General features: G+C 46.3%; 19 protein-coding genes and 2 pseudogenes. 7 read left to right on the top strand and 14 right to left on the bottom strand.

Going from position 1 to position 11,749, the window contains the following annotated elements; translation table 11 throughout:
• Positions 1–131: 131 nt before the first annotated feature.
• The 6 genes and pseudogenes from HRE53_RS32985 to HRE53_RS33010 all read right to left on the bottom strand — a co-directional run bounded on the left by HRE53_RS32985 (position 132) and on the right by HRE53_RS33010 (position 3,154).
• Complete coding sequence (locus HRE53_RS32985; protein ID WP_235112759.1) at positions 132–482, bottom strand: hypothetical protein; 351 nt, start codon at positions 480–482, stop codon at positions 132–134.
• An 89-nt stretch (positions 483–571) separates the two neighbouring features.
• Positions 572–775: a hypothetical protein gene (locus HRE53_RS32990; RefSeq protein WP_235112760.1), complete on the bottom strand. Its 204-nt coding sequence runs from the start codon at positions 773–775 to the stop codon at positions 572–574.
• A 155-nt stretch (positions 776–930) separates the two neighbouring features.
• Positions 931–1,515, bottom strand: a pseudogene (istB, locus tag HRE53_RS32995) (IS21-like element helper ATPase IstB); the annotation flags it as partial.
• The gene (locus HRE53_RS34810; protein WP_304518445.1) at positions 1,460–1,741 is read right to left on the bottom strand and encodes an AAA family ATPase; all 282 of its coding nucleotides are present in this window, start codon (positions 1,739–1,741) and stop codon (positions 1,460–1,462) included. The pseudogene istB (HRE53_RS32995) and the gene HRE53_RS34810, both read right to left, overlap by 56 nt.
• Before the next feature lie 84 nt (positions 1,742–1,825).
• On the bottom strand, positions 1,826–2,791 hold the full coding sequence (locus HRE53_RS33005) for a hypothetical protein (RefSeq protein WP_235112761.1): 966 nt from the start codon (positions 2,789–2,791) through the stop codon (positions 1,826–1,828).
• A gap of 42 nt (positions 2,792–2,833) precedes the next feature.
• Positions 2,834–3,154, bottom strand: a complete 321-nt coding sequence (locus HRE53_RS33010) for a hypothetical protein (RefSeq protein ID WP_235112763.1) — start codon at positions 3,152–3,154, stop codon at positions 2,834–2,836.
• 106 nt (positions 3,155–3,260) lie between these two features.
• Between HRE53_RS33010 and HRE53_RS33015 the strand changes: the two genes are divergently transcribed.
• Complete coding sequence (locus HRE53_RS33015) at positions 3,261–3,602, top strand: hypothetical protein (RefSeq protein ID WP_235112764.1); 342 nt, start codon at positions 3,261–3,263, stop codon at positions 3,600–3,602.
• Positions 3,603–3,740: 138 nt separating this feature from the next.
• On the opposite strand, the pseudogene HRE53_RS33020 reads toward HRE53_RS33015, so the two are convergent.
• Positions 3,741–4,223 (bottom strand): annotated as a pseudogene (locus HRE53_RS33020) (formylglycine-generating enzyme family protein); the annotation flags it as partial.
• Between the two features lie 263 nt (positions 4,224–4,486).
• Between HRE53_RS33020 and istA the strand changes: the two are divergent.
• Genes istA through istB (HRE53_RS33035) form a run of 3 tightly spaced genes read left to right on the top strand, consistent with a single transcriptional unit; the run spans position 4,487 to position 6,905 of the window.
• Complete coding sequence (gene istA, locus HRE53_RS33025; RefSeq protein ID WP_235111910.1) at positions 4,487–5,257, top strand: IS21 family transposase; 771 nt, start codon at positions 4,487–4,489, stop codon at positions 5,255–5,257.
• A gap of 19 nt (positions 5,258–5,276) precedes the next feature.
• Positions 5,277–6,041 carry a Mu transposase domain-containing protein gene (locus tag HRE53_RS33030; protein WP_235111912.1) on the top strand — a complete coding sequence of 255 codons (765 nt, stop codon included), beginning with the start codon at positions 5,277–5,279 and terminating at the stop codon, positions 6,039–6,041.
• Positions 6,042–6,053: 12 nt separating this feature from the next.
• Complete coding sequence (istB, locus tag HRE53_RS33035) at positions 6,054–6,905, top strand: IS21-like element helper ATPase IstB (protein ID WP_235109312.1); 852 nt, start codon at positions 6,054–6,056, stop codon at positions 6,903–6,905.
• A 169-nt stretch (positions 6,906–7,074) separates the two neighbouring features.
• Here the strand turns inward: istB (HRE53_RS33035) and HRE53_RS35470 are convergent, their stop codons facing one another.
• Together HRE53_RS35470 and HRE53_RS33040 are read right to left on the bottom strand one after the other, a co-directional pair.
• Positions 7,075–7,329 (bottom strand): formylglycine-generating enzyme family protein, encoded by a 255-nt coding sequence (locus HRE53_RS35470; protein ID WP_396133528.1) that lies wholly within the window; start codon positions 7,327–7,329, stop codon positions 7,075–7,077.
• 131 nt (positions 7,330–7,460) lie between these two features.
• The gene (locus HRE53_RS33040) at positions 7,461–7,883 is read right to left on the bottom strand and encodes a hypothetical protein (protein ID WP_235112766.1); all 423 of its coding nucleotides are present in this window, start codon (positions 7,881–7,883) and stop codon (positions 7,461–7,463) included.
• A gap of 103 nt (positions 7,884–7,986) precedes the next feature.
• Here HRE53_RS33040 and HRE53_RS33045 point away from each other — a divergent pair, with 103 nt between their 5' ends.
• Complete coding sequence (locus HRE53_RS33045) at positions 7,987–8,547, top strand: DUF6431 domain-containing protein (protein WP_235111681.1); 561 nt, start codon at positions 7,987–7,989, stop codon at positions 8,545–8,547.
• A 27-nt stretch (positions 8,548–8,574) separates the two neighbouring features.
• On the top strand, positions 8,575–9,333 hold the full coding sequence (locus HRE53_RS33050; RefSeq protein ID WP_235112568.1) for a hypothetical protein: 759 nt from the start codon (positions 8,575–8,577) through the stop codon (positions 9,331–9,333).
• Positions 9,334–9,351: 18 nt separating this feature from the next.
• Here the strand turns inward: HRE53_RS33050 and HRE53_RS33055 are convergent, their stop codons facing one another.
• From HRE53_RS33055 to HRE53_RS33075, 5 genes are all read right to left on the bottom strand, one after another.
• The gene (locus tag HRE53_RS33055) at positions 9,352–9,561 is read right to left on the bottom strand and encodes a hypothetical protein (RefSeq protein ID WP_235112768.1); all 210 of its coding nucleotides are present in this window, start codon (positions 9,559–9,561) and stop codon (positions 9,352–9,354) included.
• 120 nt (positions 9,562–9,681) lie between these two features.
• A complete protein-coding gene (locus HRE53_RS33060; RefSeq protein WP_235112770.1) occupies positions 9,682–10,095 on the bottom strand; it encodes a hypothetical protein in 414 nt (137 codons plus the stop codon).
• Positions 10,096–10,172: 77 nt separating this feature from the next.
• On the bottom strand, positions 10,173–10,619 hold the full coding sequence (locus HRE53_RS33065) for a DUF29 domain-containing protein (protein ID WP_235112772.1): 447 nt from the start codon (positions 10,617–10,619) through the stop codon (positions 10,173–10,175).
• Entirely contained in the window at positions 10,616–10,840 is a 225-nt protein-coding gene (locus HRE53_RS33070; RefSeq protein ID WP_235112773.1) for a hypothetical protein, read from the bottom strand. Before HRE53_RS33070 ends, HRE53_RS33065 begins: the two co-directional genes overlap by 4 nt.
• Positions 10,841–10,893: 53 nt before the next feature.
• Complete coding sequence (locus HRE53_RS33075; RefSeq protein WP_235112775.1) at positions 10,894–11,139, bottom strand: helix-turn-helix transcriptional regulator; 246 nt, start codon at positions 11,137–11,139, stop codon at positions 10,894–10,896.
• A gap of 210 nt (positions 11,140–11,349) precedes the next feature.
• Here HRE53_RS33075 and HRE53_RS33080 point away from each other — a divergent pair, with 210 nt between their 5' ends.
• Complete coding sequence (locus HRE53_RS33080) at positions 11,350–11,727, top strand: hypothetical protein (RefSeq protein WP_235112777.1); 378 nt, start codon at positions 11,350–11,352, stop codon at positions 11,725–11,727.
• Positions 11,728–11,749 lie beyond the last annotated feature (22 nt).

Genomic DNA, 11,749 nt, shown 5'->3' on the forward strand with positions numbered 1-11,749 from the left:
CGGTTGCGCTAACTGTTGAATGAACTCCTTAAACAAGCCTTACTTGCAAGAAGGCTAGAACTTGCTTCTCAAGAACGCTGACAATGGATTAGCATACCTGCTGTGAACAGCGCCCAAGGAAACGTGAGCGTTCAGTTCTTTTTATTTAGTTCGTTTAGAACAGCTGAGTGCCACTGAAACTCATGTTCTTCACTAATCCACTCAACATGCCGTTTGTAGCTTTCTATCATCCATGTTTCAAAGCTTTGATACCGAGCTGCTCCAGGGTACCAGCTAGCTAGTTTCCAGCACTCCCATTCACCATTCCCATCCACAACTTCAGGTGACAATAAGAGAAGACATGCATCACCATAAGCACTAATTGCTAATGTATTTTGAAGATACTCTTCACGATACCAACAGGTATCCTCTTCGACATCTCTATAGTACAGGTGCTCTTCCATTGATAAATCTTGACCCAGCGTTGACCAACCTTCAAGCATTTCTGGATCTTGATCTCGCAGCCATTGTGTTGCCTTTGGGGGGCCAAAGCTCTCCAGGTTCAGCGGCTCCCATTTCAGGCCAACCGTTACTAACTTTCAAAAAAAAGGCGATATGAGTTAGGAAACTTAATCTCTAATCGGCGTTCGGCTGCAAGAATATCTTCTTCTACCGACTCTGCTTTTTCAGAAGAGAATAACTGTCGTGCTTTATCACGGAATTCTAATTCATCATCTTTGACATTTAGAACCCTAATAAAATCTATTAAAAATGATTTCCATTCAAGCTCAGTCATGACTTCGCACTAAGTTTTTTGGCAAGGTTTTAGATCTATGAGTTTGCCGTTTGGAGAACGGACATTAATTCCAAAACCTAACAGATTCCATGAAATGGAAACTTTCTAGGTATCCGGACAGATTGCTATATCGCAGATTGGTCTCAGGTTTAGGCTTAAGTCTTTTTAGCACGCTCTGCTGCGACTTGCTTACGAAAACTCTCGGCCTTGATCTCGATAATGAGTGCATGATGAACAAGACGATCTACAGCAGCAACCGTCATCATCGAGTCACTGAAAATACTGTCCCATTTTGAAAAGGGATGATTAGCCGTAATCAGCAACGAACGGCGCTCATATCGATGAGCAATCAGCTCAAACAACACAGACGTCTCATCATCCGTCTTTTTGACATACCCGATATCATCAAGGATGAGTAAATCAAAGCGGTCCAACTGTGCCAAAGTTGCAGGGAGCTGAAGCTGTTGCTTCGCCGCCTGGAGCTGCTGTACCAAGGTAATGGCACTGAAGAACTTCACACGCTTACCCAGAGTGATCATGGCCCGTGCCATAGAAATTCCGAGATGAGTCTTCCCAACGCCTGACGGCCCAAATATTAGCAGGTTCTCTGCCCGCTCTAGCCACATCGTATCTTCAGATAACTGCATTAATGGTGCTGGATTAAGCTGTTTGCAGTGGCTGAAGTCAAAGCTGGTAAAACTTTTTGCGCTTGGCAGTTGGGCTTCTCTGAGAGCCTTTTTTTTTCTCTGGTCTGAACTCGACGCTGTAGTTCCAATTCGCATCTGAGATCGCAAAGCAGATCTCTCTTAATATCAAACTTTTCCCAGTCCCCGGTGGGCCATACAGCAAAGCGTTCTGGTTCGCCAGCAATGTAGCCAACAAGCCATCAATTACTGATTTGCGCTCCAGGTGAGCGGCATTAAGTTCTTTTCGTAGCGTTTGAAGCTTGGTCTGAAGTGCAGTCATGAGCTTAAATTTTTGTTTTCTCTATAGAATCTAAGTAGCCTAGGCAATATAAATTCTCTACAGTTATTGAAAATATTTCTAGGATCAGAAGCCAGCTACGGGATCAACGCCACCTTGGGCTGCTGCTTTTTCCTTGTTGTACTGTGCTGATTGTTGAGCTTGCTTCGTGAGTCGTCTGAGGTTGGCAACTCGGCGGGTAAGCGTCGTTTCAATATTGGCGAGTTGCCCTGCTTCCAGTTCAGCTAATGTGTCTGAGTCGGGTGTCTCAATTAACTTCTCTAGCTTGGCGACTATCTCTTTATAGTCATTGGCGAAACGAAGAGATTTCTGAAGCTTTTCGGCTCCGTCACCACTGGCTGACTGAGATTGCTTGGCTAGGAATTCAGAGAATTTCTCATAGGCTTCTTGGGCTTGTTCTGGGGTAGGGGTGCCCTGCATTACCTCATGGAGCTTCTTAGCCTCTATGAGGTGATTTGATATCTCGGGGTTGTGCTTCTCTAGCAATTCCAGCCTAGAGAATGTTGAGCTGATCGCAGACTGGTCTTTGCTGGTGAGCTTCCCATCGGGGCTGGCTCCAAAACGGTCAATCAGATCGGCCATCAGTTCCCAGCCTTCATCAAGGCAAGCCACACGGGACTGCTGCACTGCCTGAGCGATGCCGTTGAGCATCAATTGACTGGTTTTAATGCGCTCTTGGATGGCCTGAGCTTCCTGCTTTTGCTTCGCTGTCAGTCTCTTCTTTTTGGCTAGCTCAGCCTGTAAGTCAGCATCGGCCTTGAGCTTATTCTTCAAGGAAGTGAGCTGGACTGGGCCATCGATGATCACCTGGAGAGAACCAGAGAAATCATCAATGCTGGGGAATTCCTGGGCATAGTGGATCAGGGCTTGTTCAATCTGCTTCTTTTCCCCTGGAATCGTTTCATTGAGCTTCCGGTCTAACTCCACCAAAAATGTTTCAAGCTGATCGGCGTAGGTATCCACTAAGCCTTGGCGTAAGGATGCAGCCTCTAGTTTGATTTGTTGGGCAAAGTCAACGGCATCATTGATCACACTGCCATCAATAAATCTGAAGGGCTTGACGTAAATAGTGAACTATTTGTTGAACTTCTTTTGTAGGCCAGAGAGTTGATTTCGAGCTTTTGTGAAGGCGTCTGAAAAGGCTTTGCGGTATCCTCCCGCTAGCTCATCGACAACATAGGGATCTAGTCCCAGGTCTACGGCATCCAATCGGGTGGAGAGGCGCAGCCCTGAATCAATCTCGATGGAGAGGCGATAGAGATCACGGTCTGCTAGGGTGTCCCAGATATCTTCTACGGAAAGTTGGGGAGGGGCATCCGTTTTGGCTTTGGCCGATGAGTCGCCTTTTGGGTCTGCGGTCTTGGCTGAGACTAATTTGCTGATTAAGTTTGGCATGAGAAAAACTCACTTTCTGTACGGATTGTATATTGCCTAGTAATGATTTCAGATAAAGGAGGGCTTGCTATAATTCACCTGGCTCTGATTTCTAGCCTTGAATGATATGGACTTGCAGGAATTTAAATCTAAAGGCTTAACGGAGCTGGAAGAAATATTTTTGGAACCGACTGAAACTGGAACGAATGCTCTGTTGTCTTCTGGGTTGGCATTGAAAGTCATTCAAGACAACAAGTTGTATTTACCAGACTCTAAGGGTTTCAAGGTCTATGTGGAAGAAAATCTTGGAGTTACCTACATCCATGCTTTTCGCTGTATTCAAGCGGCTGAACTCGTATTGTTCTTGCAGGAGCATTTTGATGTGCTTCCTCAGTCTGAGAGTGCTGCTCGGCCATTAGTAAAGCTGTCGAGGGCTAATCAGCTTAAGGCTTGGGGGGGGAGGTGGTGAGGATGACTGAGGGGGGATAAGTGGGCACCGGGGAAAGACAGGATAAAGCGGGCTATTGCTGGGCTGGGGTTGGATAAGGTTTAGGTTTTGGATTTTCGCTGGAAACTGAAAAAGGGTAAAAGGAAAAGAAGTAAAGGGCTACTGAAGAGGCTTGAACGCTGAACACACTACCCGAAAACCAACTGAAGCAACCGTAAAGTCGGGATTAAAGTGAATTCTTGAAGCAGAACGACAGTATCTTAAAAGGGAGTTCCAAGACCCACCGCGAATAATATGATAATCATCGTTACTCCCATACCAAGCACATCCGTGGGTTGGGGCTCCTTCATAATTCTCATTCCACGTATCCTCGCACCATTCTAAGACATTGCCATGCATGTCATAAAGGCCAAAAGCATTTGGATGAAAACTGCCTACTTCAGTAGTTTGTTGACGATAGATCCCCTTAGATCCTAAGCCATAGGTAAAGTTGCAATTACAATTAACTAAATCAGAAGTAGCCGTTTCTCCAAAATGAAAAGGCGTGGTTGTTCCAGCACGACAAGCATATTCCCATTCTGCCTCAGTGGGTAGTCGATAGGCTTTGTTTGTAGCTTGAGATATTCGATGGCAAAATTCTGTTGCATCTGCATATTCTCAGTAACTTCTCCACCCCTTGGGAGGGTAACTTCTCCGGTCGAATGGCAGTAACTTCTCCACCCCTGTGGAAGTTATCTTCGCCAGTCAAATGGCAATAAACTTCTCCACCCTTGTGGAAGTTATCTTCACCGGATAAGTGGCAGTTAACTTCTCCACCCCCCCTAACCATCATTTCGACAGGTCATTATCCCTAGCCAGGCCATCCTCTAAACTTCTGTGCATTAGCCAGAGGAATGGAGATGGCAATGGCCTATAAACGTCAAGGAGCAACCCTGTCGATGAGTAAATTTAGAGAAATTATTCGCTTACATGAACTCGGCCACAATAAATCGGAGATCGCCCGTAGCTGCTTCATCTCCCGTACCGCTGTCCGAGACTATCTGCATCGTGCTCAGGGTCAATCCCTCAGTTATGACCAGTTAAGCCGACTAAGTGATAGTGATATCCAGCATCTGCTGGGAAAAGGTCAACGTCAGTCCTCCCGTAAGAAGCCTGCGATTGACTTCGAGTATGTGCATCGAGAGATGCAACGTAAAGGGGTCACCCTCGGCCTACTGTGGATGGAAGGTAAAGAGAGAGGGGATTGGAACTGTAGCTATAGTGGCTTTTGCCGTCGATACCGCAAGTGGAAAAAACAGCACTCGCTATCCATGCGCCAGACCCACAAGGGAGCGGAAAAAATCTTTGTAGACTACTGTGGTATGACCGTGCCGGTGGTCCATCCCAAAACCGGTGAGGTCACTCAAGCTCAAGTGTTTGTGGCCTGCTGTGGAGCGAGTAACTACACCTATGCAGAGGCGACCGAAAGCCAAACCATCAAGAACTGGCTCGGATCTCATCAACGGTCATTGGCCTTCTTTGGTGGAGTGCCGGTCGCTATCGTTCCAGACAACCTCAAGTCAGGAGTCACAGATCCGTGCCGTTATGAGCCCGGTATCAATCGGAGTTATCAAGACTTTGCGGAACACTACAACGTGATCATCTTGCCCGCTCGCCCCCAAATGCCCTCGGGATAAACCCAAAGTGGAGAATGCGGTGCAGCAAGTGGAACGTCATATTCTCGCACCCTTGAGAGACCAGACCTTTACCAGTTTCAAGCAACTGAATGAAGCGATTGCAGCAGGGTTGGAGAAACTCAACCATCGGACCATGAAATCCTATGGTCTATCCCGTCGAGAATTATTTGAGCAAGTGGACCAACCAGAACTCAGACCCTTGCCCAGCCATGCGTTTGAGTTTGGCGAATTTAAAACCGCGAAAGTGAGTTTTGATTACCACATTGAGGTGAACCGCCACTATTACAGTGTCCCTTATGAATATGTGGGGAAATCAGTATCCGTCAAGATTACGGAATCTTTGGTGCAGATTTTTCATGACCATCAGCGCATTGCGATACATGAACGTTCTAGCTTGCCGTTTCAGCATTCCACTGAAGAGGGGCATATGCCACCAGCGCATTTGGCTTACAAAACCCAATCGAGAGAGACCTTCCTGGCTTGGGCCCAGAATGTTGGACCAGCGACGAAGCAGCAAGTGATAGATATCTTTGAGAAGAAAGCCCATGATGAACAGGCGTTTCGTGCTTTGAAAGGGGTGCAACATCTAAGAACAACCCATGGTGCTGAAAGGTTGGAAGCCGCCTGTAATCGGGCTAATGCTATGGGGATGGTGGGCCAACGCTATCTCAAATCTATGCTCCAAAACAAACTTGAATCAGACCCCTTACCGGATGAAACCCATAAGGTGATTCCTATTCACCATGCCAATGTCCGAGGGTCCGAATATTATCAAGCGACGTAGGGGAAGACAGCGATGCAAGCAATGATTGAACAGCTACAACAAATGAAACTCACCGGCATACTCGAAGCTTGGCGAGAACAGCAGGCGATGCCCACCTATCATGATCTGTCTTTCGATGAACGACTGGCCTTGATGGTAGAGCGCGAATACATCCGGCGTCAGAATCAACGGATGCAACGCCGACTGAGGCAAGCTCGACTGCCGGTGCACGCCACCTTAGATGCAGTAGATTTCGATGTGCCCAGAGGACTTCGTAAAATCCAGTTCCTTGAATTTGCTCAAGGTCATTGGCTCCAGGAAAATCTGTCATTGATCATCCTGGGACCGACGGGCGTTGGGAAGTCTTTCTTGGCGGCCGTATTGTCCCATCATTTGTGTAAGCAAGGCCATAGCGTCCGCTATATCAAAACTGCTGATCTCGTTCTGGAGTTGAAGCTGGCCAAAGGAGATGGGTCTTATCCAAAACTCCGAAAACAATTAGCGGCCTACGATCTACTGGTGCTGGATGAATGGCTTAGAGATCCTCTATCTGTCTTTGAGGCTAGAGAAGTGCTCGATATCTTAGACGAGCGGTTTCGCAAAGCCTCCTGCTTATTTGCCACGCAAATGCCCCTGGAGCAATGGCACTCACAAATTCAAGATCCCACTCTGGCCGATGCCATCCTCGACCGGATTATCCATGATGCGATGAAGGTCTTGCTTCGAGGAGAATCCATGAGGAAATTGACCAGCAAGCTGACCCAGAAGCCAGAAGGAGAAATGAGTATTAACCGTTCAGATGAGGAGAATACAACGAGAGAGACAACCCTTAAAACACAAAAGGAGAAGAGGAATGAAAAAAAGGAGGGACAGATGGAGGAATAGACCGGATGAGATCACGATCTTCCATTCGTGATATGTATGGATTTAGATCTGAATTTTTGCCTATGAATTGCAACCCTTAATTCCATATCTACCTGTCGAAAATGGTTGGCCAATATTTTTTTGGTTGGGGGGTGGAGAAGTTAGTGCCACTCAACCGGAGAAGTCATGATTATGCAGCAGCATCTTCCCAACTGACATTCTCAACAGGTAAATTTGGTCCTTTGAAATATGATGGGTCGCTATCTATCTGTTTCTTTACTGGAGGGAGAGAAGCTATTATTTGCCACTGTTGTTGGGTAACCAAGGACGGGCTCATAAAAAATCTGGAGATCATCACTCGGTGTTGGGGTCGTTCAGAAAAACAGCTGCCTTCCTCATGTTCTGGTGCTCCCATCAGAAATTCTCCTCCCGGTATCTCGATCATGTGAATGAGGGGCTTATCACCAATCCGCTCAATGATCGGGGTAATGTATAGGGGAACTGATGAGATAATCTGCCCAGTCTCATCAATATTGGCAACTTCATCTATTTTGTCTTGACTGAAAGCGACTGGGATTAAGCGATCTTTTTTTTTTCGATGTTTGGATCGACAATCTCGCTCTCAAATATTAATCCCTGATCCTGATATGGATCGAGTTGTCGAAGTGACTTAGCCAGTAGATATTCTTTGAGTAGAGCAAGATCTCTATCTTTGGCTCCAAGATGTTCGAGGATGCCAATCTTGCGCTCAATGATATCCAACTCAAGACTTTGATTTTCTAAATCTAATTTTCTTGTTTCAGCTGGAGAGCGAAACTCATGGTCTTTCTGACGTTCGTGACGATCATTCAGATATTGCCGTAGGACCTCAAGGGGACTGAGCTTTCCCAGAAAATCCCAAAAACCAGGGGAATGAAGCTCAATCCCAATCAGCTTTAATCGATCTGCTTCAGGAACCATCGCCGCAACTTTCTTAGAGGTGGGCGGCCACCAAGTCATCCACAATAAGTTTCTGATTGCAGATAGATCAGAAAATGGTGTCTGAGACAGCAAAGGTCTGAAAAGCTTATACTTCAGTGACTCTGAGCGTAGCGAATTAGTCATGACTGAAAAACAAGCCCATCAAAATCGTACGGCAATTGTTCATTTTGGTGCAACCAAACAAGACTATTTAGACCTGGTGCAAGCAGACAATCGCCGCCCCTTAATCGAGTATCTGCAAGCGCCCCTGACAGCCCAACTCTCTCCAGAACGTCATAAGCCCTGCTGCCGTGATACCAGTCGTTATACGCTCCATGCTCTACGAGAGCGCCAAGTTCAAGGGTGGTTAGGACCAGTCGAGACAATCCCTATCTGTCGAGTGCGCTGCCAAAGCTGTCGAGCCGTTTTCACGGTTTTGCCCAGCTTTATCCTGCGCTATCGTCGTCAAGATGCCGACTGCTTGGGGAAACTGCTGGAGTTGAATTTAGGCATGGGACTGAGCAACAGAGAGACGGCTACGATTTATAGCTGGCAGGGAGCAGAGCGAGGTTGGCAACCCGGTTGGGTTTGGAGTCTGGTGCAGTGGTTGGGGAACTTGATGCCTGTGTATTTACTTTTACTGCGTCTGGGACTCACCCCCCCCCCGCCCATTTACTCAGTGACGAGAAGTTTGCCAGTTTAGAGGGGGGAGCAAATCTACTTGTTTTTGGTGGCTCAAGCTGAATTGATTTGGTATACCGAATTGATGAAGTCCACGGATGAGGATGCTTTTCAAGTCACCATCCATCGGTTTCTGACGGAAATGGACGCCGCCGCACAAGCCACAGGCCACTTGGATCAAGCACAACTGTATGTCCCCGCATCGGTGACCACCGACGGCTGGGTCGCTTCTCAAAATGCTTGGATATCTGAGGTTGGCCTCGACTTGATAGAGTGCAAACTCCATGGCCAAAAACGGGTGAGTGCCACGTTTGATGATTTCTCAAAGACCCACCCTGATTGGCTACCTGACCAACTCCAACAACTCAAAGATGATTTCGATTCAGTTCTAAATGCTTCTTCACTAGCGTCTTATTCACAAAGGGTACGGCGCAATCGTGAACGCTATGCCGATGAGCCAATGTTGCTCAAACGATTAGATATTCTCAAGCACAAACGCTTTCTGTTTACGAATCACCTGAAACATAAAGACGCTTCCGCCTATTCTGCACCTTTAGATCGCTCCATGCGATTCTTGGACAAGAAGCTCATAAAATTTGGGCAATATCGAGCAGAGGATGCCATTAATCCCATGGTGAATGCCTGGGCGATTGTGAATAATCTACGACAGTTTCTCCCTGATGCGAAAAAGGCGGGGCAATCTTTAGCGGAACATTTCGGAGTTCAGCTCAAAGGTATGCCTTGGATGGAGGCTCTTAACCTATGCACCGTGGGAAGTCTGGATGCCATGCTTGCGCCTACTTTCTAGCAGACACCATTTTCTGATCTATCTGCTGATTGGAAGACTCAGACTATTGCCAGTGCGAGAGAGTTCTTCGGCTTCTTCGACGATGCTGTCAAAGACATAAGCACTGTTATAGGCGTATTCAAGATTTTGCAAAAAGCTAGAAACATCACCTACATAAGCACCTCCATTCCCGTAAATTCGGAGAACTATTCCTTGGGATGTTTCTGTAGCTGTGAGCTTTGAAACCACGCGTTGACATAATCAGGGCTGCCATCACGATAAAGTCTTTGAAGACCAATATCAAGGAAATTCAGAGGATTTTTTAGGGATACGATCTCATAACCATCTTTTAATTGGATTAAGTCCCACTCATAGGCTGCTCGGCTGAGTTGCTTGCAGGCGAATCTCGCGGATCCAAACTTTAGTAAATTGTCCGAATTCTCTCCCCGGAATCATAAGCTGTTCAAATCCCTCACCTAGTTGAGTGATGAATCCCCGTCTCCATCGGTCCCAATCGGCTTGGGTGGGATAATCCAAATCCTCACAGAATTCCGTCCAGCTCGATTGCTGAAACTCTGAAGCAAGCATAGAAGTTTCTATCTCTCTTGCCTGGATTAAATGGAGATCAATCAGCTCTTGGATAAAGGGAGGATGATCAATCGGAGGCTCACTTCTGCCGACAACTGGAAACTCATAGGAAAGCTGCAATTCCTCCACAGAATGCTTTTTAGCTATTCTTAGAAGTTCTAACTGTTGATGAGTCAGGGATGGAATGTGAGTCATAGCGGATCTACATCGACCAGTCTTAGGGTATTGATTCGAGTTTCACTGAAGAAATGACTCTAAGCCATCCACAAAATCTAGTCATCACTATTAATCAGATCCCATGCTTTAGACCTTATGTTCTCAGGGCATTGCACAGGGAAAGAGGAAATATCAAGCCTCGTTTCATTTGCTGCATCTCGTCGCGCCCGTTTATAGCAGAGATCAAAGGACTCCTCTAGGTGACGACGCAGGGAGGGGCGATCTTCAAACTCATCTTTAATCTGGTTCGCAGCATCAACTATGGTGAAATCCCAGCTATCGGTGTGCTTAGATGGCTGATATTTCATTTTTAGTAAATGCCAAAGCATCCGCTTGAGCTGGCTTTTTACTTTATCCCGATGGCGGTTGCCCAAATCCTCAATTTCCTCAATCAAGTTTTCCATATCGAGTAAGTCAAACTGGCGATCACGTAACAGTTGAGCCTGTCTATCAGCCCACTCCACGACATCACGGTTATATAGGGTGCGTATATTGGTGGTCATGATTGCCCTCCATCTTTGCTCAACAAATAGTCAACAGTTCTCTTGAGCTGCAAAGATTGCTCTGCAACCTGACCGTGCAGTGTTTGCATAGACAATTGATTGTTGATTAATCGCTTAATAGCCTTAGTATTTGCCTGGGTTGCAGCAAGCAAGCTCTGAGTAGAAGCTGTAAGGGCATCTAGCCGATCATCAGTCCATCGTTCGAGGTTGCTGCTGGTCATCTGAATATCCTCGGGCTACCAATCACAAGACAAAGATAATGGGCTAGAAAAAATTAGGAAGTAATATCTGCACTGTCTTCTTCGTGTTTCAGTAAGTCACCTGGCTGACAGTTCAGAACAAGACAGAGCTTGTTTAGTGTTTCTGGGGTCAATCTGAAATTAAGCACAAAGGTATTTTTCATCTTGTTCACGGTTACAGGATGCATACCTAGTTTGTCTGCAAGCTCTTTATATTTAATTTCGCGATCAGCCATAACTGAGGCTAGTCGCCATTTGATAGTCATTGTGTCTGTTGTCATAAGCTCTCCATTAGTCTAACAGGCTTATATTTTGGTCTTAAACAACATATTAGCTTAGTGGGCTTATTTGTAAACCTATAAGAAAATATTATTAGCCTAATGGTTGTATTTGTTAGCCTATTAAGCTAATATATAGACATAGCAAAGGCACCGCCCACCGTCGAAAGTTAAAGCGATGCCCTAGTTAAAAACCCGTAAAGGAAATTAACTATGCCTACTCTACTCGAAACACCAATTCTTCGCTTACGTGCTGAGCAACAAACCCAGTCTGATATGTGGATGGCTCAGACTGAAGCTGATGGGATAGCCTTCATCAACGAACACACTGAAGATCCTCTCTGCCCTCCCTACACCTTGGCATGTATTCAGGTAAAGGATTGCGGCCCTTTCGATGCTGATATCGATTTCAGTGAGCATTGGGTGCTGATGGTGACCCGCAAGCCGACCGCTGAAGAGCGCACGACCCAGACCCGGATCGAAAACTGGGTTCTGAATAACCCTGGACTTAAAGGTGTTCTCAACGATTGGTACACCGTGCAACCCGATCAGACGGTTCGAGCTGAGAACGATTACGAAGACGAAATCTAGAAATCTCCTGGGGCACCATTGC

Source organism: Acaryochloris sp. 'Moss Beach' (assembly GCF_021497025.1).
Taxonomy (GTDB): Bacteria; Cyanobacteriota; Cyanobacteriia; order Thermosynechococcales; family Thermosynechococcaceae; genus Acaryochloris; species Acaryochloris marina_A.

Excerpts from the sequence above, each read along its gene's own strand:
- HRE53_RS32985 (WP_235112759.1), bottom strand. The coding sequence starts at position 482 with ATGCTTGAAGGTTGGTCAACGCTGGGTCAAGATTTATCAATGGAAGAG.
- HRE53_RS32990 (WP_235112760.1), bottom strand. The coding sequence starts at position 775 with ATGACTGAGCTTGAATGGAAATCATTTTTAATAGATTTTATTAGGGTT.
- HRE53_RS34810 (WP_304518445.1), bottom strand. The coding sequence starts at position 1,741 with ATGACTGCACTTCAGACCAAGCTTCAAACGCTACGAAAAGAACTTAAT.
- HRE53_RS33010 (WP_235112763.1), bottom strand. The coding sequence starts at position 3,154 with ATGCCAAACTTAATCAGCAAATTAGTCTCAGCCAAGACCGCAGACCCA.
- HRE53_RS33015 (WP_235112764.1), top strand. The coding sequence starts at position 3,261 with ATGGACTTGCAGGAATTTAAATCTAAAGGCTTAACGGAGCTGGAAGAA.
- istA (WP_235111910.1), top strand. The coding sequence starts at position 4,487 with ATGGCCTATAAACGTCAAGGAGCAACCCTGTCGATGAGTAAATTTAGA.
- istB (WP_235109312.1), top strand. The coding sequence starts at position 6,054 with ATGCAAGCAATGATTGAACAGCTACAACAAATGAAACTCACCGGCATA.
- HRE53_RS35470 (WP_396133528.1), bottom strand. The coding sequence starts at position 7,329 with ATGATCGAGATACCGGGAGGAGAATTTCTGATGGGAGCACCAGAACAT.
- HRE53_RS33040 (WP_235112766.1), bottom strand. The coding sequence starts at position 7,883 with ATGACTTGGTGGCCGCCCACCTCTAAGAAAGTTGCGGCGATGGTTCCT.
- HRE53_RS33045 (WP_235111681.1), top strand. The coding sequence starts at position 7,987 with ATGACTGAAAAACAAGCCCATCAAAATCGTACGGCAATTGTTCATTTT.
- HRE53_RS33060 (WP_235112770.1), bottom strand. The coding sequence starts at position 10,095 with ATGACTCACATTCCATCCCTGACTCATCAACAGTTAGAACTTCTAAGA.
- HRE53_RS33065 (WP_235112772.1), bottom strand. The coding sequence starts at position 10,619 with ATGACCACCAATATACGCACCCTATATAACCGTGATGTCGTGGAGTGG.
- HRE53_RS33070 (WP_235112773.1), bottom strand. The coding sequence starts at position 10,840 with ATGACCAGCAGCAACCTCGAACGATGGACTGATGATCGGCTAGATGCC.
- HRE53_RS33075 (WP_235112775.1), bottom strand. The coding sequence starts at position 11,139 with ATGACAACAGACACAATGACTATCAAATGGCGACTAGCCTCAGTTATG.
- HRE53_RS33080 (WP_235112777.1), top strand. The coding sequence starts at position 11,350 with ATGCCTACTCTACTCGAAACACCAATTCTTCGCTTACGTGCTGAGCAA.